General features: G+C 59.9%; 23 protein-coding genes, 3 pseudogenes and 1 riboswitch. Of the genes and pseudogenes, 10 read left to right on the forward strand and 16 right to left on the reverse strand.

Features of this window, described 5'->3' with window-relative positions; translation table 11 throughout:
• Positions 1 to 439: 439 nt before the first annotated feature.
• Positions 440 to 1,084: pseudogene (locus tag JTY93_RS21945) on the forward strand (class I SAM-dependent methyltransferase); the annotation flags it as partial.
• Between the two features lie 50 nt (positions 1,085 to 1,134).
• Positions 1,135 to 1,256, forward strand: a riboswitch (yybP-ykoY riboswitch).
• A gap of 88 nt (positions 1,257 to 1,344) precedes the next feature.
• Positions 1,345 to 1,929, forward strand: a complete 585-nt coding sequence (locus tag JTY93_RS21950) for a TMEM165/GDT1 family protein (protein ID WP_029297789.1) — start codon at positions 1,345 to 1,347, stop codon at positions 1,927 to 1,929.
• Between the two features lie 127 nt (positions 1,930 to 2,056).
• On the opposite strand, the gene JTY93_RS21955 is transcribed toward JTY93_RS21950, so the two are convergent.
• Positions 2,057 to 2,875: a M48 family metallopeptidase gene (locus JTY93_RS21955; RefSeq protein WP_029297787.1), complete on the reverse strand. Its 819-nt coding sequence runs from the start codon at positions 2,873 to 2,875 to the stop codon at positions 2,057 to 2,059.
• Between the two features lie 1,396 nt (positions 2,876 to 4,271).
• On the opposite strand from JTY93_RS21955, the pseudogene JTY93_RS30085 reads away from it, so the two are divergent.
• Both JTY93_RS30085 and JTY93_RS30090 read left to right on the forward strand, forming a co-directional pair.
• Positions 4,272 to 4,328, forward strand: a pseudogene (locus JTY93_RS30085) (hypothetical protein); the annotation flags it as partial.
• A 201-nt stretch (positions 4,329 to 4,529) separates the two neighbouring features.
• Complete coding sequence (locus tag JTY93_RS30090) at positions 4,530 to 5,234, forward strand: methyl-accepting chemotaxis protein (protein WP_375373793.1); 705 nt, start codon at positions 4,530 to 4,532, stop codon at positions 5,232 to 5,234.
• Between the two features lie 205 nt (positions 5,235 to 5,439).
• Here the strand turns inward: JTY93_RS30090 and JTY93_RS21965 are convergent, their stop codons facing one another.
• The 3 genes from JTY93_RS21965 to JTY93_RS21975 are packed head-to-tail and all read right to left on the reverse strand — an operon-like array spanning position 5,440 to position 6,551.
• On the reverse strand, positions 5,440 to 6,060 hold the full coding sequence (locus tag JTY93_RS21965; protein WP_169994617.1) for an SOS response-associated peptidase: 621 nt from the start codon (positions 6,058 to 6,060) through the stop codon (positions 5,440 to 5,442).
• A 36-nt stretch (positions 6,061 to 6,096) separates the two neighbouring features.
• Positions 6,097 to 6,357: a putative signal transducing protein gene (locus tag JTY93_RS21970; RefSeq protein WP_205476928.1), complete on the reverse strand. Its 261-nt coding sequence runs from the start codon at positions 6,355 to 6,357 to the stop codon at positions 6,097 to 6,099.
• Positions 6,358 to 6,368: 11 nt separating this feature from the next.
• Entirely contained in the window at positions 6,369 to 6,551 is a 183-nt protein-coding gene (locus tag JTY93_RS21975) for a CPXCG motif-containing cysteine-rich protein (protein ID WP_205476931.1), read from the reverse strand.
• A gap of 143 nt (positions 6,552 to 6,694) precedes the next feature.
• Between JTY93_RS21975 and JTY93_RS21980 the strand changes: the two are divergent.
• Positions 6,695 to 7,852, forward strand: a pseudogene (locus JTY93_RS21980) (1-acyl-sn-glycerol-3-phosphate acyltransferase); the annotation flags it as partial.
• A 126-nt stretch (positions 7,853 to 7,978) separates the two neighbouring features.
• On the opposite strand, the gene JTY93_RS21985 reads toward JTY93_RS21980, so the two are convergent.
• Entirely contained in the window at positions 7,979 to 8,236 is a 258-nt protein-coding gene (locus JTY93_RS21985; RefSeq protein ID WP_205476339.1) for a hypothetical protein, read from the reverse strand.
• Between the two features lie 160 nt (positions 8,237 to 8,396).
• On the opposite strand from JTY93_RS21985, the gene JTY93_RS21990 reads away from it, so the two are divergent.
• Positions 8,397 to 8,606 carry a hypothetical protein gene (locus JTY93_RS21990; RefSeq protein ID WP_008434269.1) on the forward strand — a complete coding sequence of 70 codons (210 nt, stop codon included), beginning with the start codon at positions 8,397 to 8,399 and terminating at the stop codon, positions 8,604 to 8,606.
• 57 nt (positions 8,607 to 8,663) lie between these two features.
• On the opposite strand, the gene JTY93_RS21995 is transcribed toward JTY93_RS21990, so the two are convergent.
• Positions 8,664 to 9,251 (reverse strand): YajG family lipoprotein, encoded by a 588-nt coding sequence (locus tag JTY93_RS21995; RefSeq protein ID WP_169994627.1) that lies wholly within the window; start codon positions 9,249 to 9,251, stop codon positions 8,664 to 8,666.
• Between the two features lie 170 nt (positions 9,252 to 9,421).
• Between JTY93_RS21995 and JTY93_RS22000 the strand changes: the two genes are divergently transcribed.
• Together JTY93_RS22000 and mqo are read left to right on the forward strand one after the other, a co-directional pair.
• Positions 9,422 to 9,658 (forward strand): hypothetical protein, encoded by a 237-nt coding sequence (locus tag JTY93_RS22000; RefSeq protein ID WP_205476340.1) that lies wholly within the window; start codon positions 9,422 to 9,424, stop codon positions 9,656 to 9,658.
• Between the two features lie 732 nt (positions 9,659 to 10,390).
• Positions 10,391 to 11,899 carry a malate dehydrogenase (quinone) gene (gene mqo / locus JTY93_RS22005; protein ID WP_205476341.1) on the forward strand — a complete coding sequence of 503 codons (1,509 nt, stop codon included), beginning with the start codon at positions 10,391 to 10,393 and terminating at the stop codon, positions 11,897 to 11,899.
• A 168-nt stretch (positions 11,900 to 12,067) separates the two neighbouring features.
• On the opposite strand, the gene JTY93_RS22010 is transcribed toward mqo, so the two are convergent.
• The 3 genes from JTY93_RS22010 to JTY93_RS22020 form a co-directional block, all read right to left on the reverse strand.
• Positions 12,068 to 12,355 (reverse strand): PA4642 family protein, encoded by a 288-nt coding sequence (locus tag JTY93_RS22010; RefSeq protein WP_016976601.1) that lies wholly within the window; start codon positions 12,353 to 12,355, stop codon positions 12,068 to 12,070.
• 90 nt (positions 12,356 to 12,445) lie between these two features.
• Positions 12,446 to 12,913, reverse strand: coding sequence for a WbuC family cupin fold metalloprotein (locus JTY93_RS22015; protein WP_205476342.1), 468 nt, complete (start codon positions 12,911 to 12,913; stop codon positions 12,446 to 12,448).
• 3 nt (positions 12,914 to 12,916) lie between these two features.
• Positions 12,917 to 13,474, reverse strand: a complete 558-nt coding sequence (locus JTY93_RS22020) for a hypoxanthine-guanine phosphoribosyltransferase (protein ID WP_025856323.1) — start codon at positions 13,472 to 13,474, stop codon at positions 12,917 to 12,919.
• Between the two features lie 163 nt (positions 13,475 to 13,637).
• Here JTY93_RS22020 and upp point away from each other — a divergent pair, with 163 nt between their 5' ends.
• Together upp and JTY93_RS22030 are read left to right on the forward strand one after the other, a co-directional pair.
• Positions 13,638 to 14,276, forward strand: a complete 639-nt coding sequence (gene upp, locus JTY93_RS22025) for a uracil phosphoribosyltransferase (protein WP_029291751.1) — start codon at positions 13,638 to 13,640, stop codon at positions 14,274 to 14,276.
• A gap of 2 nt (positions 14,277 to 14,278) precedes the next feature.
• The gene (locus tag JTY93_RS22030) at positions 14,279 to 15,553 is read left to right on the forward strand and encodes a uracil-xanthine permease family protein (protein WP_169950858.1); all 1,275 of its coding nucleotides are present in this window, start codon (positions 14,279 to 14,281) and stop codon (positions 15,551 to 15,553) included.
• Between the two features lie 369 nt (positions 15,554 to 15,922).
• On the opposite strand, the gene hisC is transcribed toward JTY93_RS22030, so the two are convergent.
• From hisC to JTY93_RS22065, 7 genes are all read right to left on the reverse strand, one after another.
• Positions 15,923 to 16,975 carry a histidinol-phosphate transaminase gene (gene hisC / locus JTY93_RS22035; RefSeq protein WP_205476343.1) on the reverse strand — a complete coding sequence of 351 codons (1,053 nt, stop codon included), beginning with the start codon at positions 16,973 to 16,975 and terminating at the stop codon, positions 15,923 to 15,925.
• A 3-nt stretch (positions 16,976 to 16,978) separates the two neighbouring features.
• Positions 16,979 to 18,295, reverse strand: coding sequence for a histidinol dehydrogenase (gene hisD / locus JTY93_RS22040; protein ID WP_029291757.1), 1,317 nt, complete (start codon positions 18,293 to 18,295; stop codon positions 16,979 to 16,981).
• Positions 18,296 to 18,422: 127 nt separating this feature from the next.
• The gene (gene hisG, locus JTY93_RS22045; RefSeq protein WP_010213102.1) at positions 18,423 to 19,058 is read right to left on the reverse strand and encodes an ATP phosphoribosyltransferase; all 636 of its coding nucleotides are present in this window, start codon (positions 19,056 to 19,058) and stop codon (positions 18,423 to 18,425) included.
• A 212-nt stretch (positions 19,059 to 19,270) separates the two neighbouring features.
• Positions 19,271 to 20,536, reverse strand: a complete 1,266-nt coding sequence (gene murA / locus JTY93_RS22050; protein ID WP_029291769.1) for a UDP-N-acetylglucosamine 1-carboxyvinyltransferase — start codon at positions 20,534 to 20,536, stop codon at positions 19,271 to 19,273.
• Positions 20,537 to 20,559: 23 nt separating this feature from the next.
• Positions 20,560 to 20,799, reverse strand: a complete 240-nt coding sequence (locus JTY93_RS22055) for a BolA family protein (protein WP_010567702.1) — start codon at positions 20,797 to 20,799, stop codon at positions 20,560 to 20,562.
• Between the two features lie 114 nt (positions 20,800 to 20,913).
• Entirely contained in the window at positions 20,914 to 21,219 is a 306-nt protein-coding gene (locus tag JTY93_RS22060; protein ID WP_169994644.1) for an STAS domain-containing protein, read from the reverse strand.
• Positions 21,216 to 21,869: an MlaC/ttg2D family ABC transporter substrate-binding protein gene (locus JTY93_RS22065; RefSeq protein ID WP_205476344.1), complete on the reverse strand. Its 654-nt coding sequence runs from the start codon at positions 21,867 to 21,869 to the stop codon at positions 21,216 to 21,218. Before JTY93_RS22065 ends, JTY93_RS22060 begins: the two co-directional genes overlap by 4 nt.
• Positions 21,870 to 21,875: the final 6 nt, after the last annotated feature.

Raw genomic sequence — 21,875 nt, forward strand, 5'->3', positions numbered from 1 at the left:
TTTTCTGGGCTGATCATTGAAACACATAAAAATGCTGGGAAGAATGAAAAAGTAGTTGAATCAAAATAACACGATCTGAAAACGCTTGGAAGTCTTTTAGTGGTAACAAAATATGCGAACATCAGTGGCAGATCAAAGATCCGGTAAGGGTATCAGCTGCTCATTGAACTTGAAGAAGACTGCAGAGCTGTGGCTGCCTTCCTTCGCCCAAAGCTTGATGAATCACAACAAGTCTCATTGCCCATAACATTGAGTGCTTATGGTGCTGCAAAGCAAGCTGGACACACTTACGAAGTGCAATGCTTTAAGAATGCAAACGAACAGCTCGATACGAAACTCAAACAAGACTAATGATCACTCCCAGGTTAAACATTACGTTGAAAAGAGTGGTCAACATGGCAAACAGATAACTGTAGGTTTGGGTCCCGGCAACGCCTTTGGCAAACCACGCAAGCTCGACAATGCGCGGCACTGCCAACTGTGGCTGGCCACCGTGGCCAACACTCCGGCGGCGCCGGAGCTGGCGAGCCTGGCCCAAGTGTTTGAAGTACCACTGGCCGACGGCCCGCTCAAGGTCGTCAGCCTGCCGGGTGTGTTCAGCCATGGCCGCCTGGATCGCGGCACCGCCCTGTTGTTGGAACACCTGGACAAACTGCCCAGCGGTCATCTGCTGGACTTCGGCTGTGGCGCCGGCGTGTTGGGCGCTGCGGTCAAGCGGCGCTACCCGCACAACACCGTGACCCTGCTTGATGTGGACGCCTTCGCCACCGCCAGCAGTCGCCTGACCCTGGAGGCCAATGGCCTGGAAGGCGAAGTGCTGACCGGCGATGGCATCGATGCCGCGCCCATGGGCCTGGATGCAATTCTGAGCAACCCGCCGTTCCATGTCGGGGTGCACACGGATTATTTCGCAACGGAAAACCTGCTGCGAAAAGCACGCCAACATCTGAAAAACGGTGGCGAACTTCGACTAGTCGCCAATAGCTTCCTGAAGTACCAGCCGCTGATCGAAGAGCACCTGGGCGTGTGCGCAGTCAAGGCTGAGGGCCAGGGTTTTCGTATCTACCGGGCCAAGCGCGGCTGACGGGCGTTTGAAAAAGAAGGCTTGCCGAATGGATTTTGCCAAGGCAGAATCCGCTCCGTCCTAGGGGAGTAGTCTCCCACGAGCAACATGCTCGTCCGGCATACGTCAACATACTTGGTCAGCAGACCATGGCGTATGCGACCCAGGAGTCCGCACAGACGGACCGGGGTTTGACAAGACCTATGACACGCACACCTTACCCGGGGCGGGAAGGCTGTACGTGTCATAGCCGTGTCGACCCGCCCCTGGAAACCTACCTGATGCTGGATTCACTTCTCGTTCCTACCGCAATCGTTGCCTTGGCCGAAATCGGCGACAAGACGCAGTTGCTCGCGCTTATTCTCGCCGCACGCTTTCGCAAACCCTGGCCGATCATCGCCGGCATCATCGCCGCGACCCTGGCCAACCACGCCGCCGCCGGTGCCGTGGGTGCCTGGTTTGGCAGTTTCTTCTCGGATGCGGTGCTGCACTGGATCCTCGCCGCCAGCTTCTGCGCCACGGCCTTGTGGACCCTGGTGCCGGACAAACTCGACGATGATGAAGCCAGTACTTCACGCAAGTTCGGGCCGTTCCTGACCACCCTGATTGCGTTCTTTATCGCAGAAATCGGTGACAAGACGCAGATCGCCACAGTGATGCTGGCAGCGCAATATCCGGAGTTGTGGCTGGTGATTATCGGCACCACCTTAGGGATGCTGATTGCCAACGTGCCGGTGGTTCTGGCGGGGAATTTCGCGGCGGAGAAACTGCCCTTGACCCTGATTCGGCGCCTGGCGGCCTCGGCGTTCTTCATCCTGGCGCTGGTGGCGGTGTACAAGGCCATGCAAAGCAGCGGCTGGATCTGACCTGCGAGCCCGTGTGGGAGCGGGTTTGCCCGCGATAACAGTGGCTCAGTTGATAAATACGTGACTGATACACCGCTATCGCAGGCAAGCCAGCTCCCACATTTGGAGCTTCACAAGGCCTGAATTATCAGGACTTCTTGGCCTGCTGGTACAGCGGCATCACCTTGGGAATCGCCGCCTGCAACGAGGCGATCCGGCTGCTGGAGGCCGGGTGAGTGCTCATGAACTCTGGCGGTGCGCCTTCCGAGGCCTTGGCCATCTTGTTCCACAGCGTGATCGCGGCGTTCGGGTTGTAACCGGCGCGGGCTGAAAGCTCCAGGCCAATCAGGTCGGCTTCGTTTTCATTGCTGCGGCTGTTGGGCAAGGTCATGCCGTAGTTGGCCACAGTGTCGGCCAGCGCCATGCTGTCCTGGCCCAGGCCCAACAATGCGCCGGCGCCCTGCTTGGCCATCTCGATGCCATAGGCCTTGGACATGGCTTCGCGGCCATGTTCACGCAGGGCATGGGCAATTTCATGGCCCATGACCGCCGCCAACTCGTCATCGGTCAACTTGAGCGTGTCGATCAGGCCGCTGTAGACGAAGATCTTGCCGCCAGGCCCGCAGTTGGCGTTCATCTCGTCGCTCTTGATCAGGTTCACTTCCCACTTCCACTGCGCCGCATCCGGGCGGAAGGTGGGCGCCTGAGCGATCAGCCGCTTGGCGATGGCCTGCACGCGCTTGGCGTTGGCGCTGGTCTTGTCCACCAGGCCCTTGCCACTGGCTTCGCCCAGGGTCTGCTGGTACGACTGCGCGTACATCTGGTCGACTTCCTGGCTCGACAGCATGCTGAACATGTACTGCTTGCGTTCCACACCCACGGCACCGCCGCTGGTGGTGTTGACCGACTGGCAACCGGCGAGCAGCAAGGCTGCGCTCAATGCCGTTACCGCCAAATATTTTTTCATGCACATTCTCCCTGAAAACATGGCGCGTATCGTAGGCCCTCCTCTGTATCGGCGCCAGATACACCTGACGCTTAACCGTTAAATTTCAGACGACGCCTACGCCTACGACCATTCTATTTACGACATCCCGAACGCTTTTGCCGGACACCCCCTCATGTGTGTCAGGCCGGTGGCCGATATAAGGAGGCAGATCATGCCCCCAGCGCCCGGAGCCATCATGAAATTCAAGTCGATTCAGTTTTCTGTCGCAGCATTGGCCGGGGCCATTGTCCTGAGCGTCGTGGCGGCCTTGGTGCTGTACGCATTGTTTGCCGGCGCGCGGACCCAGGAAATGGTGCAGGAACGCACCCAGGCGCAATTCGAGCAAATCATCGAGCAACGCCTTACGGCATTGGCGCAAACCCAGGCCACGCTGATCCAGCGCGAATTGGAAGCGCCGCTGGTGACCGCCAAAGGCCTGGCCACCACCAATGCGCTGATGGGCATGAAAGACCCAAGCGGCGCCGCCCCGTTGCAGGTCGGCCGTGAACAACTGATCAACTTGCTGCACGAAACCGTGGTGCGCAACCCGAAAATCCTCGGTTCCTATATAGCCTGGGAACCCAATGCCATCGACCACAACGACGCCCATTACCTGAACTCCACCGTCGTTGGTGTCGAGCCCACCAACGGGCGCTTCATGCCCTGGTGGTTCCGCAACCAGGACGGCAGCCTGGGCCTGGAAAAACTTGCCGACCTGACTGACCAAAAAATCCTCTCCACCGGCATTCGCGCCAGCGAGTATTACCTCTGCTCCAAGGAAACCCTGAAGCCTTGCGCCATCGACCCCGCCCCCTATCGTGTGGGTAACACCACGGTGATGCTGGCCTCGTTTATCGAACCGATCATGATCGACGGCGCGTTCCAGGGCATCGTCGGCGCCGACCTGTCGGTGAACTTCATCCAGGAAATGCTCACCGCAGCCGACCAGAAGCTTTACAACGGCGCCGGTGAAATGGCACTGATTTCCAGTAACGGCCGCCTGGTGGCCTACACCAAGGACCCGAGCAAACTGGGGGAGAAGGCCAGCGATCTGCTCGCAAAAAAAGAACTGGATAACCTCGGCCAACTGAAAATCGGCGACGTGCGCTACGACATCGACCAGGCCAACGGGCAAATCGAGTTGTTCCTGCCGTTCAACATCGGCCAGACCGATGCGCGCTGGACCCTGATGCTGCAACTGCCCCTGGGCGCGGTAATGGCCGACCTGCACACCCTGCAAAGCGACCTCGATGCCCAGCGCAAAACCGATATCTTCGGCATGACCATGGTCGGCCTGTTGATTGCTGGCATCGGCCTGCTGGTGATCTGGCTGGTGGGCCATGGCATTGCGCGGCCGCTCAAGCAAATGGTGGCGATGCTCAATGACATCGCCCAGGGCGAAGGCGACCTGACGCGCCGCCTGACCAGTGACCGCGCCGATGAACTGGGCGCGATTGCCGCGGGTTTCAACACCTTCCTGATCAAGCTGCAGGGCATGATTACCCAGGTGGTCAGTTCGGTGCAGAAGGTCAGCGACTCGTCGGAGCACACCGCCGATATCGCCATCCGCACCAACCAGGGCGTGCACAAACAAATGGCCGAGATCGACCAGGTCGCCACCGCCGTGCACGAAATGACCGCCACCGCCCAGGACGTGGCGCGCAATGCCACCCAGGCCGCACAAGCCGCCACCCACGCCGACCAGGCCGCGAGCCAGGGCATGCAGATTGTGCGCGACACCTCCACCTCCATCGGCGCCCTGGCCCTGGAGATCGGCAAGGCCGTTGGCGTGGTCCAGGCCCTGGCCAAGGACAGCGAAAACATCAATGCAATCCTGACCGCTATCCGCGGCATTGCCGAGCAGACCAACCTGCTGGCCCTCAACGCCGCAATCGAAGCTGCCCGGGCCGGCGAACAGGGCCGGGGGTTTGCGGTGGTAGCCGACGAAGTACGCAACCTGGCGCAGAAAACCCAGAAGGCCACCGAAGAAATCCAGACCATGATCCAGCAATTGCAGCAAGGCACGCGGGATGTGGTGCGGGTCATGGAAGACAGCCAGCAGCGCACCGATGAAAGCGTGCAACACGCTGCCAAGGCCGCCCAGGCTTTGGAGACCATCACCCAGGCCGTATCGGTGATCAATGACATGAACACGCAGATTGCCAGTGCGGCGGAAGAACAGAGCGCGGTGGCCGAGGACATCAACCGCAATGTGATCAATATCGGCCAGGTGGCCAATGAAGTGGCTGGCGGTGCGGATGAATCCAGTGCCGCGAGTGCGGGGCTGACCCAGTTGGCGGAGCAGCAGCGGCGGTTGATCAATCAGTTCAAGGTCTGACGGCTTCAGTGGGCTTCAGGGCCTCATCGCTGCATGAGTATCTACACAATTTAAAACCAAGCTGATAGGGCTGTTGTGGCGAGCGGGCTTGTCGGAACGCCGCATCGCCCGCTCGCCACAATAAAGTTCGTCAGTTTCTGAAAGTTGTGTAGATACTCATGCTCATCGCTGGCAAGCCAGTAAATCCCCCACACAACCTCCAGGCTCACCCCGGAGTAAGGCATTCCGGGCCATTGAGCTTGGGATCATTGACCATATTTGCCAGCACCCGCTCGCGCAACGCGGTGGGCTCACCGGCCAGCAATCCCTGCAACACATGCAACGGCGTCTCGGGGTCCAGCCACGCTTCCTGACCTGCCGCATCCAGAATCAACGGCCGGCGCTGGCTCTGCGCCGCCTGGGTGACCACCGCCGCACTCAGCCACACCTGCTCCTGCACCGGGTAAGCCTCCCAGATCGCCGCGAAAAACAGGGTCGAACCCTCCCCCGGCGTCAACCAGTAAGGGCGCTTGCGCTGGGTACCGCGCCACTCATAAAAGCCATTGGCCGGCAGCAGGCAACGGCGTAGACGAAAGGCCTCGCGAAACATCGGCTGTTCGGCCAGGGTTTCGGCGCGGGCGTGGGCCGGGGTGCGGGACAGATCGGTCAACCACGGCGGCGTCAGCCCCCAACGTGCCCGCGCCAAGGTGCGCTGACCGTCAGTGGCGCGCTGGATCAGCACCGAATCATTGGGGGAAATATTCCACTGGGCCTGTTGATCCGCCGGGAAACCCGGCAAGGCGGCAAAGGCTTGATTCCAGCGAAACAGGGCATAACGTCCACACATGGGGCAACACGACTCTTGGGTAAACCGATCGACAGCCTAACAGACCAACACGTCGGGGTAGCTGTCGGGTTCATCACCGGGCAACGGCTGCGCACCGATGTACGCAGTAATCAGCTCGCGGGCACAGGTGGCTTGGTCGTTCTCCACTTCCAGGCCCAACAGGCCGAAAATCGGCAGCTCCCCCGTGCCACCGAGCAAATGACGCCCCACCAGATGGGCATTGATGCCTTCGCTGGCGAGCATTTGTTGCAACAACTCACCTTCCATCAGGTTTTCCGGCTCGTAGATTCGTTGCATGGCCGCCCCCTTTACTCATTCTCGCTGCGTACTTCGAGCATCCATTCGTCGCCGTGAACCTGCAGCTCGAAAATGATCGGCCGACAGCACACCTGGCAGTCTTCTATATAGTTCTGGTCACCACCGGACAAGTCCACGCTTGTCTCGATCCGTTCACCACAATAAGGACAATCGTACAGCGCACTTTCGAGCATCGCGGTCTCCCAGGTGACTTGTGCGTATAATCGCCGGTCTATTTGCAGGGCTTTTTCGTTTGATGCCATTTGTTCAGACCTCGCCCTGTCACTTATCGATCCAAACCTTTACTTACCCTAGCCGTTTCTAACAAGAGAGCATGATGGGCGAATTCGATACCATCCGACCTTACAACGACAGCGAAGTCCCGGCAGTGCTGGCCCGGCTGTTCAGTGACAAGGCCTTTCTGGACATCCTGACCCACTTTCGCTTCCCGCGCTTTGCCGGTGCCTTTGGCTGGCTGCTCAAGCCGCTGATCGCCCAGAAGCTGCGCCGTGAGTTCGCCGGTGTCACCACCGTCGCCACCTTGCAGGACAAAGTCGAGTTTTACGTCGACCACACCATTGACCGGGCGACCGACGGCGTCACCTATACCGGGGTCGAGCAGCTCAAGTCCGGCACGGCCTACGTGTTCCTGGCCAACCACCGCGATATCGTGATGGACCCGGCCTTCGTCAACTATGCGGTGTACCACGCCGGCCTGCCAACACCGCGTATTGCCATCGGTGACAACCTGCTGCAGAAGCCGTTTGTCAGCGACCTGATGCGCCTGAACAAGAGTTTTATCGTGCATCGCTCCATCACCGGGCGACGCGAGAAAATGGCGGCGTATCAGTTGCTGTCGGCTTACATCAACCATTCGATCCGCAACGACTGCCAGTCGATCTGGATCGCCCAGGCCGAAGGTCGCGCCAAGGATGGAGATGATCGCACCGAGTCGGCGATCCTCAAGATGTTCCATATGAGCCGCAAGGACGAGCCATTCGCCGAGGTCATCCTGTCGCTGAACCTGACGCCGGTGTCCATCAGCTACGAATACGACCCGTGCGACGCAGCCAAGGCCCGTGAGCTGTATATCCGCGCCACCACCGGGACCTACACCAAGGCGCCAGGTGAGGATGACGTGAGCATCGCCCTGGGCATCACCGGCTACAAGGGCCGGGTCCACATCAACTTTGCGCCGCCCATCACCGAGCGTTTTGAAGACACCAAGCTGCTGGCCATCGAGATGGACCGGCAGATTCTCGGCGGGTATCGGTTGTTTCCAGTGCACTACCTGGCATATGCACAGTGGAGCGAGGCCGACCCGCAATTGCAGGTGCCGACGGCTGCCGAGGTATTCCCGGCGGACGAGCTGGCGAAAGCGAAAGCCGAGTGGGAACGACGCTTGAATGCCTGCCCGGCAGAGCACCGACCGTATCTGGTGCTGCAATATGCGACGCCGGTGCGTAATCAGTACCGGGTCAAAGCAGGGATCCCCCCTGTAAACACCCATCTAAATGTGGGAGCGGGCTTGCTCGCGAAAGCGGTGGATCAGTCAAATCTGTACTAACTGATCCACCGCTTTCGCGAGCAAGCCCGCTCCCACAGTTGTTTTGTGGTGTTTTTACAGTCGAGTACTGAGCCAGGACAGCAGCAACGCCAGGCTAAGACAGGCAAAGCTAATGCGATAGCCAAGGCGATGACTGCGCTCGGTACGCACATCCAGAAACAACATCGGCTGGTCGATCGCCCGCTCTTCGCTCTGTGCGGCCAGATTGGCCATCGCGCGTTGTTCCCGCAGGCGCGTGACGAACAGCAGCCCGGCGCCAGGGCACGCAATCAGCAGTGCAGCGGTATTGATCAGTAGCGCAGGCAACGGCATTTCAGACCCCAGTGTGACAGTTATCCATCCAAATGCGCTCTCCCGCGCATTGCAGCTCCCTGCCCCCATTGACGACTAATGTATCGAGTAATTTACAGCGTCACCTGAACGTCACCTTAACAAGCCACCCTGTTGCCCTTCGTACACTCAGGAGCTTGTCATGTTGCATGCGCAGAACCAGGATCGGCTGTACCTGATCGCCCCAAGCGATGAGCAAGAGGCGCTGGTCGGCGGCCTGGCGTTCAATGTCCAGGACCGGCACTGGCTGGTGTATTGCGCCCTCGGCGGGCATCAACATGCCGACCTGCCGGAGCTGGATCTGCTGACTGGCGTGAGTGTGCTGGACTTTTATGTCGAAACGGCGGCATGACGCCAGCAGGCACAAAAAAGCCGGGCCCGTGGCGGGGCCCGGCTTTTTTACTAGCGATTATTGCGAGCTGAGGATCTGGCCGATGCTTGGATCCTTGAACAGGCGCGTCAGGGCATCACTCAACACGTCGCTGACCAGCTTGGTGTTGGTTTCCTGGTTCGGCGCCATGCCGAAGCGCTGGTCCAGGGATGCACCGTAACGGCCGCTGTAGCGGCGGTTGCCAGCCGACACATCAGAGCGGAAGGTCGCGCCAATGGTGGCTTCGGTCACGTACAGGCCTTCCTTGGGCGACTGGTACTTCAGCTCGGCCAGGGTCACGGTCAACTGCGGTGCGCCTGGCGAGTTGCTGGTCGGGGTGAAGCCCAGCAGACGCACAGCGGCTTCGGCCTGGGCTTGCAGCTTGGGCAGCACGTCGGCACCGGTCACCGTGATGGAGCTGGTTTCCGGGTACAAGCCACCGCGAGTGCCCAGGGTCGGCGACGGACGACCGTCAACCACCCGCACCGAGACCGGCTGGCCGTGGCCCACAGGCGCCAGCTGCGTAGTGAGCTTGGGTTGCGGGCTGAGTTGCTGCGGGCTGTGGGCGCAGCCAACCAGGGTCAAGCTGGTCACAGTGATCAAACCGAACAACAGGCGTTGCAACATGCTTTTCTCTCCAGAATTCAGGTACCGACAGGCCGGCAGTATAGCGGCGCGCCACTGTCGGGAACTAGCGCCAGTTACAACCTCAGACCCAGGCCCGCCGGCAGCGGTTCAGTGTCACCGATATGTCATGCTGGGCTGGCATGCTTGCCCCCATTATCAGGAGGCCAACCATGCTCAATCTTCTCTGGCGCTTTTTCGCTCGCACACCCGCCCATCGCAACTTTGCCCTGCTCGACCAGCAAGGTCGCTGCCAGGCATTCAAGCAGTGCAGCCTGCCCCCCGTAGGCGAAGGCTGGGTCGAAGTCGCAGAGATCCGCCTGAGCTGGATGCACCATCCCCTGCCCGCCCGCGCACGCGTCAGCCCGCGCCGCGCACGGTCATCCCACCGACTGCCGTTGACCGCCTGACCGAAGCGCTAATAAAAGTCATAAAACACGTCCATTTCCCCGCAGTTCTTCGCTACAATCTCCCCCCGATTATAAGGACGTCTCCTGATCGGGCCTCGCAGCATCGCTAATGCCCTGGTATTAGCTCCCCCGCACCGCCCACAGAGAGCCGCCCACACAGATCGAGTGAAGCTGGCGAGCTGGCTGTTTTGTCTGCAAACCTGCGCCTTTACCGAATCTGCCAGAGCTGCCATTGCGCTCGGCCACTTGAGTTGTTTGCCCGTTATGCCGCGTGTCGGCAGTGATTTCGGGCCAGGTGCCAGACTGGGCAGCCCTTTTTTGAGGTTCACGTCTTCAAAAGAGCGTGAAAAAAACGGGTTTTCACAACTTCACAAGAGTGTGGCGAGCAAATGAATAGTTTTGCGTTTGTACAAGCACCATCAACGTCTGGCACTGCCCAACCACACAGGACCGAGTACTCCTCAAAAACCGGAGCTTGAAGCCTGTCCGCTACGGATTTGGTTGCACGATCGGACGTACTTGACCATAAGTCGAATTGCCACAGGGCCCCTGAAATGCGTTCATATGCAGATAAGGCCTGGTCGGCAGCGTCCGCTGAAGTTGCAAAAAAATTGCGAAGAATCGGACATGGCGATCCTGGCCATGGGTAACCTGGGGCATCACGTGAACCGCCCCGTCACTCCTGGCAGCCATGCCGTCAATTTGGTGCTGCAGATTTTGGAGACGCGTTAAATGGCGCATAACGAAGCAGTCGACGTAGTACTGGTAGGTGCGGGCATCATGAGTGCCACCCTCGCCGTACTGCTCAAGGAGCTCGACCCCGGCCTCAAGCTGGAAGTCGTTGAGCTGATGGATTCGGGTGCCGCGGAGAGTTCCAACCCGTGGAACAACGCCGGTACCGGTCACGCCGGGCTGTGTGAGCTGAACTACACCCCGCAGGCGGCTGATGGTTCCATCGACATCAAGAAAGCCGTGCACATCAACACCCAGTTCGAGGTATCCAAGCAGTTCTGGGCGTACCTGACCAAAAAAGGCACCTTTGGCTCGTCCAAGTCTTTTATCAGTCCAGTGCCGCACCTGAGCTTCGTGCAGGGCGAAAAAGGCGTGTCGTTCCTCAAGAAGCGCTTTGAAACACTCAGCCAGCACCACGCGTTCTCGGACATGCACTACACCGAAGACCGGGCAGAAATGGCCGAGTGGATGCCGCTGATGATGCCTGGCCGCCCCGCCGATGAAAAAATCGCCGCGACCCGCGTGATGAACGGTACCGACGTCAACTTCGGCGCCCTGACCAACCAATTGCTGGCGCACCTGAGCAGCTCCCCGGATGCCCAGGTCAAGTACAGCAAGCGCGTCACCGGCCTCAAGCGCAATGGCACCGGCTGGACCGTGAGCATCAAGGACGTCAACAGCGGCAACACGCGCCATGTCGACGCCAAGTTCGTCTTCCTCGGCGCCGGTGGCGCGGCCCTGCCGCTGCTGCAAGCCTCGGGCATCGAAGAAAGCAAGGGCTTTGGTGGCTTCCCGGTCAGCGGCCAGTGGCTGCGCTGCGACAACCCGGAAGTGGTCAAGCAGCACCAGGCCAAGGTTTACAGCCAGGCGGCCGTGGGTTCGCCGCCGATGTCGGTGCCGCACCTGGACACCCGCGTGGTGGAGGGCAAGAAGTCCCTGCTGTTCGGACCATACGCCGGCTTTACTACCAAGTTCCTCAAGTTCGGCTCGTTCCTTGACCTGCCCATGTCGATCCGCCTCGGCAACATCGGCCCGATGCTGGCCGTGGCCCGTGACAACATGGACCTGACCAAGTACCTGGTCAGCGAAGTGATGCAATCGATGGAGCAGCGCCTGGAATCCCTGCGCCGCTTCTACCCCGAGGCCAAAGCCGAGGACTGGCGCCTGGAAGTGGCCGGCCAACGGGTGCAGATCATCAAGAAAGACCCGAAGAAAGGCGGCGTGCTGCAATTTGGTACCGAACTGGTCGCGGCCAAGGACGGTTCGCTGGCCGCGCTGCTGGGCGCCTCCCCTGGTGCTTCGGTGACTGTGTCGATCATGCTGGAATTGATCGAACGCTGCTTCCCGACCCAGGCGGCCGGCGAATGGGCGGCCAAGCTGCAGGAAATCTTCCCGGCCCGGGAAAAAATCCTGGAGACCGATGCCGAGCTGTATCGCCAGATCAGCGTGCAGAACAACATCAGCCTGGAGCTGGTTGAGCAAAGCAGCGAGCCCCAAACCTACGCCTGACGCCTGTAGGAGCGAGCTTGCTCGCGAAAAACCTGAAGACGCAGCGTTTATCCAGAATAAACGCGTCATCGTTAACGTTCTTCGCGAGCAAGCTCGCTCCTACAGAAGCGCCATAAAAAACGCCCCGCTCTCGTGATGAGAGCGGGGCGTTTTTTATGTCTTGGGCATTCAGCCGCGAGCGTTTTCGATCAGCTCGATGTACTCGTCCGCATTGCGCTGGTCCTTGATGAGGTCCACGAAGGTCTGGCCATGCTCATCCTTGCCATCGAGGTCCAGCCCGGCTTCCTTGAAAAAGCCCAGGAACCGCTCGAAATCATCAATGCGCAAGCCGCGATAGGCTTTGATCAGTTTGTGCAGGGAAGGTGAAGTGGCGTCGACCGGTTCAAAATCCAGGAACAGTTTGATCTGATCGTCGCCGATCTCGTCACCAATCACTTGTTTCTTATCTTTACGCATTGCCGACTCCAGCCTGCAGACATATACACGGGGGTAAGAAGTCTACCTGCGGGACTCCAGGTTCGGAAGCCACGAAAATCGAATGCAGGTTCAGTCGAACTGGCCCAGCATCCAGCGGTGATACTCAGCCATACCGGCCTCACCTTCCCGGGGCGCCCAGGTGGCCAGCTCGCCCTCGCCTACCGGGCGATAAGGGCCAGCCTTGCACTCGAACATCACCGTGTCGGGCTCGAGCACCACCAGGCCGTGGAAAACCCCGGGCGACAGATCAACGCCCTGGCAATCGCCACCCGCCTGCAAGACGCGCCGCTCCAGGACTTCGCCTGACTCGCTGAAGATCAGAATGCCCAGGCGCCCCTTGAGTACCAGCAGGGTCTCGGCCTTGTCAGCGGTAAGATGACGATGGGGCTGCACATAGGTGTGTGGCTGCAAGCCGACAGCCATGCGATGGCACGGCTCTTCCATCTGATGGAAGTTGACGTTCTGCCGGCCCCTGGGGTTGGCGGCGGCTTTCTCGGCCAATTCGGCAAACAGCGATTGATCAAGAAAACGCGCCATGGCTTACATCCCCTTCACAGCAAAGATGCCATTGGCATTGCGCCAGTAGCCCTTGTAGTCCATGCCATAACCGAAAATGTAGCGGTCGATGCACGGCAGGCCAACGTAATCGGCCTTCAGGTCCGGGCGGGCCTTGCGGTCGTGGTCCTTGTCGATCAGTACGGCGGTGTGCACTTTGCGCGCACCGGCGTGTTTGCAGAAGTCGATGATCGCGCCCAGGGTATGACCCTCGTCGAGGATGTCGTCGATGATCAATACGTCGCGGTCGATGAACGACACTTCCGGCTTGGCTTTCCAGAACAGGTCGCCGCCGCTGGTTTCATTGCGATAGCGGGTGGCGTGCAGGTAAGACGCTTCCAGGGGGAATTGCAGATGAGTGAGCAATTTGCCGGCGAAAATCAGACCGCCGTTCATCACACAGAACACCACCGGGTTGGTATCGGCCATTTCGCGGGTGATGTGCGCGCCGACCTTGGCGATAGCCTCTTCGACTTGCGCTTCGGTGTACAGGCAGTCAGCCTCGCGCATGATTTGACGGATATGCTCGAGATCAGCGGACATGGCGCTCTCCAGGGGTACTGTGGCAAGAAAAGCGGGCGAAGGTACGCCTCTGGGACGCAACGTTCAAGCCTTTATGGACTAACGTACTGGTTGTCTATAGGACAACACCCTCGGATAGATTAATCTAGGCCGGTTTTTTTGCCCGCCGCCGGAGCCTTTCCCCATGCCCATCCGTGAGATCCGCCACCCGCTGATCCGACACAAGCTCGGCCTTATGCGCCGCGCCGACATTAGCACGAAGAACTTCCGTGAGCTTGCTCAGGAAGTCGGAGCGTTGCTCACCTACGAAGCCACTAAAGATTTACCCCTGGAAAACTACGAGATCCCCGGTTGGTGCGGTCCCGTCCAGGTCGAGAAAATCGCCGGCAAGAAAATTACCGTGGTGCCGATCCTGCGCGCCGGTATCGGCATGCTTGAAGGCGTGCTGAGCCTGATCCCGGGCGCCAAGGTCAGCGCTGTGGGCGTCGCCCGCAACGAAGAAACCCTGCAGGCCCACACCTACCTGGAAAAACTCGTCCCGGAAATCGACGAGCGCCTGGCGATGATCATCGACCCGATGCTGGCCACCGGCAGTTCCATGGTCGCCACCATCGACCTGCTGAAGAAAGCCGGCTGCAAGGACATCCGCGCCATGGTGCTGGTGGCTGCGCCCGAAGGTATCGCCGCCGTCGAAAAAGCGCACCCGGATGTAGTGATCTACACCGCGTCCATCGATGAGCGCCTGAACGAACACGGCTACATCATTCCGGGCCTGGGCGATGCGGGCGATAAAATCTTCGGCACCAAGCAGAAGGACGCGTGAACATGCAGGATGAATTCAACGACCCGCTTTGGCGCCAGATCCTGTCTGGCGCACAGATGCTCTTCGTAGCATTTGGCGCGCTGGTGTTGATGCCGCTGATCACAGGTCTTGATCCAAACGTTGCACTGTTTACCGCAGGTCTTGGCACATTGCTGTTCCAGGTAGTCACGGGGCGCCAAGTGCCGGTGTTCCTGGCGTCGAGCTTTGCCTTTATCACCCCGATCATTCTCGCCAAGGGCCAGTTCGGCCTCGCGGCGACCATGGGCGGTGTGATGGCGGCGGGTTTCGTCTACACCTTTCTGGGCCTGGCCGTGAAGATCAAGGGCACCGGTTTTATCGACCGGTTGCTGCCGCCCGTGGTCATCGGGCCGGTGATCATCTCCATCGGCCTGGCCATGGCGCCGATTGCTGCGAACATGGCAATGGGCAAGTCGGGTGACGGTGCCGAGCTGATCCATTACCAGACAGCAATGTTGATCTCGATGCCGGCGCTGCTCACCACGCTGATCGTGGCCGTGTTCGGCAAGGGCATTTTCCGCCTGGTGCCGATCATTGCCGGGGTGCTGGTGGGTTTTGGCATGTCGTTCTACTTTGGCGTGGTCGATACCGCGAAGATCGCCGCCGCGCCATGGTTCGCCCTGCCTCACTTCACCGCGCCGGAATTCAACTGGCAGGCGATTCTGTTCATTGTCCCGGTCGCCCTGGCACCGGCCATTGAACACATCGGCGGCGTGATTGCTGTGGGTAGCGTGACCGGTCGCGATTACCTGAAAAAGCCCGGCCTGCATCGCACGCTGTTGGGCGACGGCATCGCCACCACCACGGCTGGCCTGTTTGGCGGCCCGCCCAACACCACCTACGCCGAAGTGACGGGCGCGGTGATGCTGACCAAGAACTACAACCCGAAAATCATGACCTGGGCGGCGGTATTTGCCATCACCCTGGCCTTTGTCGGCAAGTTCGGCGCACTGCTGCAGAGCATTCCGGTGCCGGTGATGGGCGGGATTCTGTGCCTGTTGTTCGGCTCGATTGCCGCGGTGGGGATGAATACCCTGATCCGTCACAAGATCGACCTGGGGGAAGCCCGCAATCTGGTGATTGTGTCGGTGACCCTGGTATTCGGGATTGGCGGTGTGCTGATCGGCACCGGCACTGGCCCCGACGATTTCGGCCTGAAAGGCATCGCCCTGTGTGCGGTGGTGGCGATTGGCTTGAACCTGCTGCTGCCGGGCAATGACGGCTGGAAACACAAGAAGCCGGATGAGCCGTTGCTCTAAAGGCTACGGATGGTCGGTGTTGCTGTTGGCCTCATCGCGGGCAAGCCCGGCTCCCACATTGGAACGCATTTCAATGAGGGAACCGGGCTTGCCCGCGATGAGCATAAGTATCTACACAACTTTCACAAACTAGTGAACTCCTCCGTGGCGAGCGGGCTTGCTCGCGCTGGGCTGCGAAGCAGCCCTAAACCCGCCTATCGCGGTTTATCTGAAGAAACGCGGCGGGCTTGTTGGGGCTGCTTCGCAGCCCAGCGCGGGGCAAGCCCGCTCGCCACAACTGCGCTAGCTGCCTGGGTCTAGGCGTTGCGGCAACGTTGTGTAGATACCTATGCCGCGATGAGGCCAGTGCAGCCAATATAGATTTAAGCCTTAAAGTTCGCCCAAGCCATCGACCAGCGCCTGGTTCTGCTCCGGCGTACCAATGCTGATCCGCAGGAACTGGGCAATCCGCTCCTGCTTGAAGTGCCGCACAATCACCCCTTGCTCGCGCAGCTTGGCCGCCAGGCCGGCCGCGTCGTGCCGTGGGTGGCGGGCAAAGATGAAGTTGGCCGCCGAAGGCAGCACTTCAAAGCCTTTACTCTTCAATTGCGCAACCACCTTCTCGCGGCTATCGATGACCAACTGACAGGTCTTCTCGAAGTATTCACGATCTTCAAAGGCCGCCGCCGCGCCAACAATCGCCAGGCGATCCAGCGGATAGGAGTTGAAGCTGTTCTTGACCCGCTCCAGCGCCTCGATCAGGTCCGGATGGCCCACCGCCAGGCCTACGCGCAAACCGGCCAGTGAGCGCGATTTGGAGAGGGTCTGGGTAACCAGCAGGTTGGGGTAACGATCCACCAGGCTGATGGCGGTTTCGCCACCGAAGTCGATATAGGCTTCATCGACCACCACCACCGAATCCGGGCTGGCCTTGAGCAACTGCTCCACCGCGTCCAACGCCAGCACGCAGCCGGTCGGCGCGTTCGGGTTGGGGAAGATGATCCCGCCATTGGGCTTGGCATAGTCTGCCACACGGATCTGGAACTGCTCGTCCAGCGGCACCGGGTCGGACTTGATGCCGTACAGCCCGCAGTAGACTGGATAAAAGCTGTAGCTGATATCCGGAAACAGCAGCGGCAAGTCGTGCTGGAACAACCCGTGGAAGATGTGCGCCAGGACTTCATCAGAACCGTTACCGAGGAATACCTGATTCCCATCCACCCCGTAATACTTGGCCACGGCCTGCTTGAGCAGGTCGCTGTTGGGGTCGGGGTACAAACGCAGGTTGTCGTTCAACTCGGCCTGCATCGCCGCCAGCGCCTTGGGCGATGGCCCATAGGGGTTTTCATTGGTGTTGAGCTTGACCAGCTTGGTCAGCTTCGGCTGCTCGCCGGGCACGTAAGGCACGAGGTCCTTGACGAAAGGGCTCCAGAATTTGCTCATGTCTTACTCTCCCTTGACGATGCGGTATTCGGCGCTACGGGCGTGTGCGCTCAACGATTCGCCACGGGCCAGCACCGAGGCGGTCTTGCCCAGCTCGGAAGCGCCCTGGGGCGAGCAGAAGATGATCGACGAACGCTTCTGGAAGTCATACACCCCCAGCGGCGACGAGAACCGCGCGGTGCCGGACGTTGGCAATACGTGGTTGGGACCGGCGCAGTAGTCGCCCAGGGCTTCGCTGGTGTGGCGGCCCATGAAGATCGCACCGGCATGGCGAATCGACGGCAGCCAGGCTTGTGGGTCGGCCACGGACAGCTCCAGGTGTTCCGGCGCGATGCGGTTGGCCACTTCGATGGCCTGCTCCATGTCCTGCACCAGAATCAGTGCGCCACGGCCATTGATCGACTTCTCGATGATCTCGGCACGCTCCATGGTCGGCAGCAACTTGTTGATGCTGGCCGCCACCTTGTCGAGGAACTCGGCGTCGGGGCTGACCAGGATCGCCTGGGCATCTTCGTCGTGCTCGGCCTGGGAGAACAGGTCCATGGCGATCCAGTCCGGATCGGTCTGACCGTCGCACACCACGAGGATTTCCGAAGGGCCGGCAATCATGTCGATACCGACCTGGCCAAACACGTGGCGTTTGGCGGTGGCCACGTAGATATTGCCGGGGCCGACCACCTTGTCCACCTTCGGCACGCTCTCGGTGCCATAGGCCAACGCAGCCACTGCCTGAGCACCGCCGATGGTGAACACGCGGTCAACCCCGGCGATGCAGGCCGCGGCCAACACCAGTTCGTTGATTTCACCGCGTGGGGTCGGGACCACCATGACCACTTCAGTCACACCGGCCACCTTGGCGGGAATGGCATTCATCAGCACCGACGAGGGGTACGAGGCCTTGCCGCCCGGCACGTACAGGCCGGCGCGGTCCAGGGGCGTGACCTTCTGGCCCAGCACCGTGCCATCGGCCTCGGTGTAGCTCCAGGAATCCTGCTTCTGTTTTTCGTGGTAGCTGCGCACCCGCGCTGCCGCGACTTCCAGGGCTTCACGCTGGGGCGCCGTGATGCGCGTCAGGGCCAGCTCCAGGCGTTCGCGGGGCAGGATCAGGTCGGCCATGGACTTGACGTCCAGGCCGTCGAACTGCCGGGTAAAGTCCACCAGCGCCGCATCGCCGCGCTCGCGCACAGCCTTGATGATGTCGAGCACTCGCTGGTTGACCGAGTCGTCGGACACACTTTCCCAGCTCAGCAGATGATCCAGATGATGGGCGAAATCCGGGTCGGCAGCGTTGAGTCGGGCAATTGCAGTGGACGTGGTCATAGCGAGGGCCTCAATAGAATTGGCAAAAACTCAGGCGCCCTAAACTAGCAGTCGTTTCCGCTTGGGCACCTGAGAATTCTGGCTATGAGGCGGATAGACGGGCGCGACCTAAGGCCGCGCAGGTGAGTCAACCGCGGTGTCGAGACTCCACTGCCTTGCGCAGGGTGTCGATCAACGCCTGAATACGGGCGTGCTGCATTTTCATCGAGGCTTTGTTGACGATCAGGCGGGAGCTGATGTCGGCGATAAATTCCTGGGGTTCCAGGCCATTGGCGCGCAGCGTGTTGCCGGTGTCGACCACGTCGATGATTTTGTCGGCCAGGCCAATCAGCGGCGCCAGCTCCATCGAGCCATAAAGCTTGATGATATCGACCTGACGGCCTTGCTCGGCGTAATAACGCTTGGCGACGTTGACGAACTTGGTGGCCACGCGCAGGCGGCCCTTGGGTTCGACGTCACCAACACGGCCGGCGGTCATCAGCTTGCACAGGGCAATACGCAGATCCAGCGGCTCGTACAGGCCCTGGCCACCGTATTCCATCAGCACGTCTTTACCGGCGACACCAAGGTCGGCGGCGCCATGTTCAACGTAGGTCGGCACGTCGGTCGCACGCACGATCAACAGGCGAACGTCGTCCTGGGTCGTGGGGATGATCAGCTTGCGGCTTTTGTCCGGATTCTCGGTCGGCACGATGCCCGCTTCAGCCAGAAGCGGCAAAGTATCGTCAAGGATGCGGCCCTTGGACAGTGCGATGGTCAACATGGGAAACGTCAGTCCTTCATCAGGCTATTGCTGTCCGGTCGCAAACGGCGCCAGACACAGATCGAGGCCATGACAGCCTCGATTTGAAACAAACCAGTGTTTGTGGGAGCGCGCTTGCTCGCGAAGAACTCATGGATACCACGTTGATTCTGAATAACGCGTTATCGTTGACGTTTTTCGCGAGCAAGCTCGCGCCTACAGTGCAGCTGGGACTAGCCCGGTACGCGGCGGATTTTTGCGCCGAGCATCTGCAGTTTTTCTTCGATGCACTCATAGCCACGGTCTATGTGGTAGATGCGATCGATCAGGGTATCGCCGTCAGCGCACAGTGCCGAGATCACCAGGCTGGCCGAAGCCCGCAGGTCGGTGGCCATTACTGGCGCGCCCTTGAGCTGCTCGATACCGGTGACGATGGCAGTGTTGCCTTCGACCTGGATCTTGGCGCCCATGCGGTGCAATTCATACACGTGCATGAAACGGTTTTCGAAGATGGTCTCGATCACCGCACCGGTGCCTTCGGCAATCGCGTTCAGGGAGATGAACTGTGCCTGCATGTCGGTGGGGAACGCCGGGTACGGAGCGGTACGCACGTTGACGGCTTTAGGCCGCTTGCCGTGCATGTTCAGCTCGATCCAGTCTTCGCCGGTGGTGATTTCGGCACCGGCTTCGCGCAATTTTTCCAGGACCGCTTCCAGGATGGTCGGATCGGTGTCCTTGACCTTGACGCGACCACCGGTGACGGCAGCAGCAACCAGGTAGGTACCGGTCTCGATACGGTCCGGCATCACTTTGTAGGTCGCCGAGTGCAGGCGCTTCACACCGTCGATGGTGATGGTGTCGGTGCCGGCGCCAGTGATGTTGGCACCCATGGCGATCAGGAAGTTGGCCAGGTCGACCACTTCCGGCTCACGCGCGGCGTTCTGCAGGACGCTACGGCCATTGGCCAGGGCCGCAGCCATCATGATGTTCTCGGTACCGGTCACGCTGACGGTATCAAAGAAGAAGTTGGCGCCACGCAGGCCGCCTTCCGGCGCCTTGGCCTTGATGTAGCCGCCTTCGACGTCGATGGTCGCGCCCATGGCTTCAAGGCCACGGATGTGCAGGTCCACCGGACGCGAACCGATGGCGCAACCGCCAGGCAGTGCCACTTCGGCTTCGCCGAAACGGGCAACCATCGGGCCCAGTACCAGGATCGAGGCACGCATGGTTTTCACCAATTCGTACGGTGCGATCAGGGTCTTGATGGTGCGCGGGTCGATTTCGACCGACAGTTTCTCGTCGATCACCGGCTCAATGCCCATGCGACCGAACAGTTCGATCATGGTGGTGATGTCGTGCAGGTGCGGCAGGTTGGCTACGGTAACCGGGCCATCGCACAGCAAGGTAGCGGCCAGGATCGGCAAGGCCGAGTTTTTAGCCCCGGAGATACGGATTTCGCCATCAAGACGGGCACCGCCGGTAATAATCAATTTATCCATAAGAATCTCGACGCCTTGGGGGCTCAGGTGCGCTCGGCCCAGGCCGCGCGGCTGAAAAATTTCATAGTGACCGCATGGATGCTGCCATCGGTGATCCACGGGTTCAAATGGGCATAGATCTGCTGCTGACGCTTGACCGGGCTCAATGCCGCCAGTTCATCGCTAATCACGTTCAGCTGGAAATTGCAGCCTTCGCCTTCAACTGCAACTTCAGTATTCGGCAGCTTTCCTTCAAGGAAGCTTTTAACTTCTAGGGCCTGCATGCTCAACCTCTATCGGCGCCCAGTGCGCGCGGGTCGCACATCATACAAAAAAGCCCCGCGCCTGCGAACCCCGCATAGCAGGACTCTGACGGGGGGCTTCTTCAATAATGTGTATTAAGGATGCGCCAACAGCTCGGTCAAACCGCTAACCTGGGCAATTTCACGCATATCCTCGGGTAATGCGCGAATACTGACAGGTTTGTTGACCTTTGCTGCGTCACGTAGGAAACACAAGAGCAATGACAAGCCAACACTGCTGGACTTCACCACCGCCGAGCAATCGATAACCAATGCCTGCGCGGTGCTGGCATTGATCAGCGCCTGACCCTGCTTGCGCAGGACCGGCCCAGTGCTGTAGTCGAGCACGCCACTGAGGAGCAACTCGCCGGCCTGGCCTTGACGAACAGCCGACTCGGTCATGGGGCCTGCTTCTCTGCGGCGTCTTCGGTCACTTCCTTGGCCTTGGCCACTTCACCAGCCCAGCCATCAATGGTCTTGTCCAGGTCGTTGCCATTGCGCTGCATCGCATCGGCGAACTGATCACGGAACAACTTGCCGATGTTGATGCCGTTGATGATCACGTTGCGCACTTTCCACTCACCGTTGATTTTCTCAAGGGTGTAGGAAACCGGATAGACCGAGCCATTGTTGCCCTTCACCTGCATATCCACGCTGGTGCGGTTGCCGGACTCATCCTTGGCCGGGGAAACGACGATGCCCTGGTTGTTGTATTCCAGCAGGGCGTTGCCATAGAACTGCATCAGGCTGCGCTTGAAGTTTTCCTGGAAACGCTGCATCTGCGCAGGCGTAGCCTTGCGCGAGTACTTCACGGTCATGATGCTGCGGGAGATACCATCAGCGTCGACCACCGGCCCCACGATACCGTTGAGGGCATCGTAGAACGCGCTTGGGCTTTGCTTGTACTGTTCCTTGTTTGCCGCAAGGTCAGCCAGCAGCTCCTTGGTGGTTCTATCAATAATGTCGTGCGCCGTAGGCGCCGCCACGGCGTTAGCCATCAATGGCAAGGCTGCCAACAGCACCAACAGGCCACGTCGCAAGGTAGAGATCATGAACAA

The organism is Pseudomonas hygromyciniae (assembly GCF_016925675.1).
In the GTDB taxonomy this organism is placed as follows: domain Bacteria; phylum Pseudomonadota; class Gammaproteobacteria; order Pseudomonadales; family Pseudomonadaceae; genus Aquipseudomonas; species Aquipseudomonas hygromyciniae.

What these genes read in the sequence shown, in the direction of transcription:
- JTY93_RS21950 (WP_029297789.1), top strand. Translation starts at nt 1,345, where the DNA reads ATGCTGGATTCACTTCTCGTTCCTACCGCAATCGTTGCCTTGGCCGAA.
- JTY93_RS21955 (WP_029297787.1), bottom strand. Translation starts at nt 2,875, where the DNA reads ATGAAAAAATATTTGGCGGTAACGGCATTGAGCGCAGCCTTGCTGCTC.
- JTY93_RS30090 (WP_375373793.1), top strand. Translation starts at nt 4,530, where the DNA reads ATGACCGCCACCGCCCAGGACGTGGCGCGCAATGCCACCCAGGCCGCA.
- JTY93_RS21965 (WP_169994617.1), bottom strand. Translation starts at nt 6,060, where the DNA reads ATGTGTGGACGTTATGCCCTGTTTCGCTGGAATCAAGCCTTTGCCGCC.
- JTY93_RS21970 (WP_205476928.1), bottom strand. Translation starts at nt 6,357, where the DNA reads ATGCAACGAATCTACGAGCCGGAAAACCTGATGGAAGGTGAGTTGTTG.
- JTY93_RS21975 (WP_205476931.1), bottom strand. Translation starts at nt 6,551, where the DNA reads ATGCTCGAAAGTGCGCTGTACGATTGTCCTTATTGTGGTGAACGGATC.
- JTY93_RS21985 (WP_205476339.1), bottom strand. Translation starts at nt 8,236, where the DNA reads ATGCCGTTGCCTGCGCTACTGATCAATACCGCTGCACTGCTGATTGCG.
- JTY93_RS21990 (WP_008434269.1), top strand. Translation starts at nt 8,397, where the DNA reads ATGTTGCATGCGCAGAACCAGGATCGGCTGTACCTGATCGCCCCAAGC.
- JTY93_RS21995 (WP_169994627.1), bottom strand. Translation starts at nt 9,251, where the DNA reads ATGTTGCAACGCCTGTTGTTCGGTTTGATCACTGTGACCAGCTTGACC.
- JTY93_RS22000 (WP_205476340.1), top strand. Translation starts at nt 9,422, where the DNA reads ATGCTCAATCTTCTCTGGCGCTTTTTCGCTCGCACACCCGCCCATCGC.
- mqo (WP_205476341.1), top strand. Translation starts at nt 10,391, where the DNA reads ATGGCGCATAACGAAGCAGTCGACGTAGTACTGGTAGGTGCGGGCATC.
- JTY93_RS22010 (WP_016976601.1), bottom strand. Translation starts at nt 12,355, where the DNA reads ATGCGTAAAGATAAGAAACAAGTGATTGGTGACGAGATCGGCGACGAT.
- JTY93_RS22015 (WP_205476342.1), bottom strand. Translation starts at nt 12,913, where the DNA reads ATGGCGCGTTTTCTTGATCAATCGCTGTTTGCCGAATTGGCCGAGAAA.
- JTY93_RS22020 (WP_025856323.1), bottom strand. Translation starts at nt 13,474, where the DNA reads ATGTCCGCTGATCTCGAGCATATCCGTCAAATCATGCGCGAGGCTGAC.
- upp (WP_029291751.1), top strand. Translation starts at nt 13,638, where the DNA reads ATGCCCATCCGTGAGATCCGCCACCCGCTGATCCGACACAAGCTCGGC.
- JTY93_RS22030 (WP_169950858.1), top strand. Translation starts at nt 14,279, where the DNA reads ATGCAGGATGAATTCAACGACCCGCTTTGGCGCCAGATCCTGTCTGGC.
- hisC (WP_205476343.1), bottom strand. Translation starts at nt 16,975, where the DNA reads ATGAGCAAATTCTGGAGCCCTTTCGTCAAGGACCTCGTGCCTTACGTG.
- hisD (WP_029291757.1), bottom strand. Translation starts at nt 18,295, where the DNA reads ATGACCACGTCCACTGCAATTGCCCGACTCAACGCTGCCGACCCGGAT.
- hisG (WP_010213102.1), bottom strand. Translation starts at nt 19,058, where the DNA reads ATGTTGACCATCGCACTGTCCAAGGGCCGCATCCTTGACGATACTTTG.
- murA (WP_029291769.1), bottom strand. Translation starts at nt 20,536, where the DNA reads ATGGATAAATTGATTATTACCGGCGGTGCCCGTCTTGATGGCGAAATC.
- JTY93_RS22055 (WP_010567702.1), bottom strand. Translation starts at nt 20,799, where the DNA reads ATGCAGGCCCTAGAAGTTAAAAGCTTCCTTGAAGGAAAGCTGCCGAAT.
- JTY93_RS22060 (WP_169994644.1), bottom strand. Translation starts at nt 21,219, where the DNA reads ATGACCGAGTCGGCTGTTCGTCAAGGCCAGGCCGGCGAGTTGCTCCTC.
- JTY93_RS22065 (WP_205476344.1), bottom strand. Translation starts at nt 21,869, where the DNA reads ATGATCTCTACCTTGCGACGTGGCCTGTTGGTGCTGTTGGCAGCCTTG.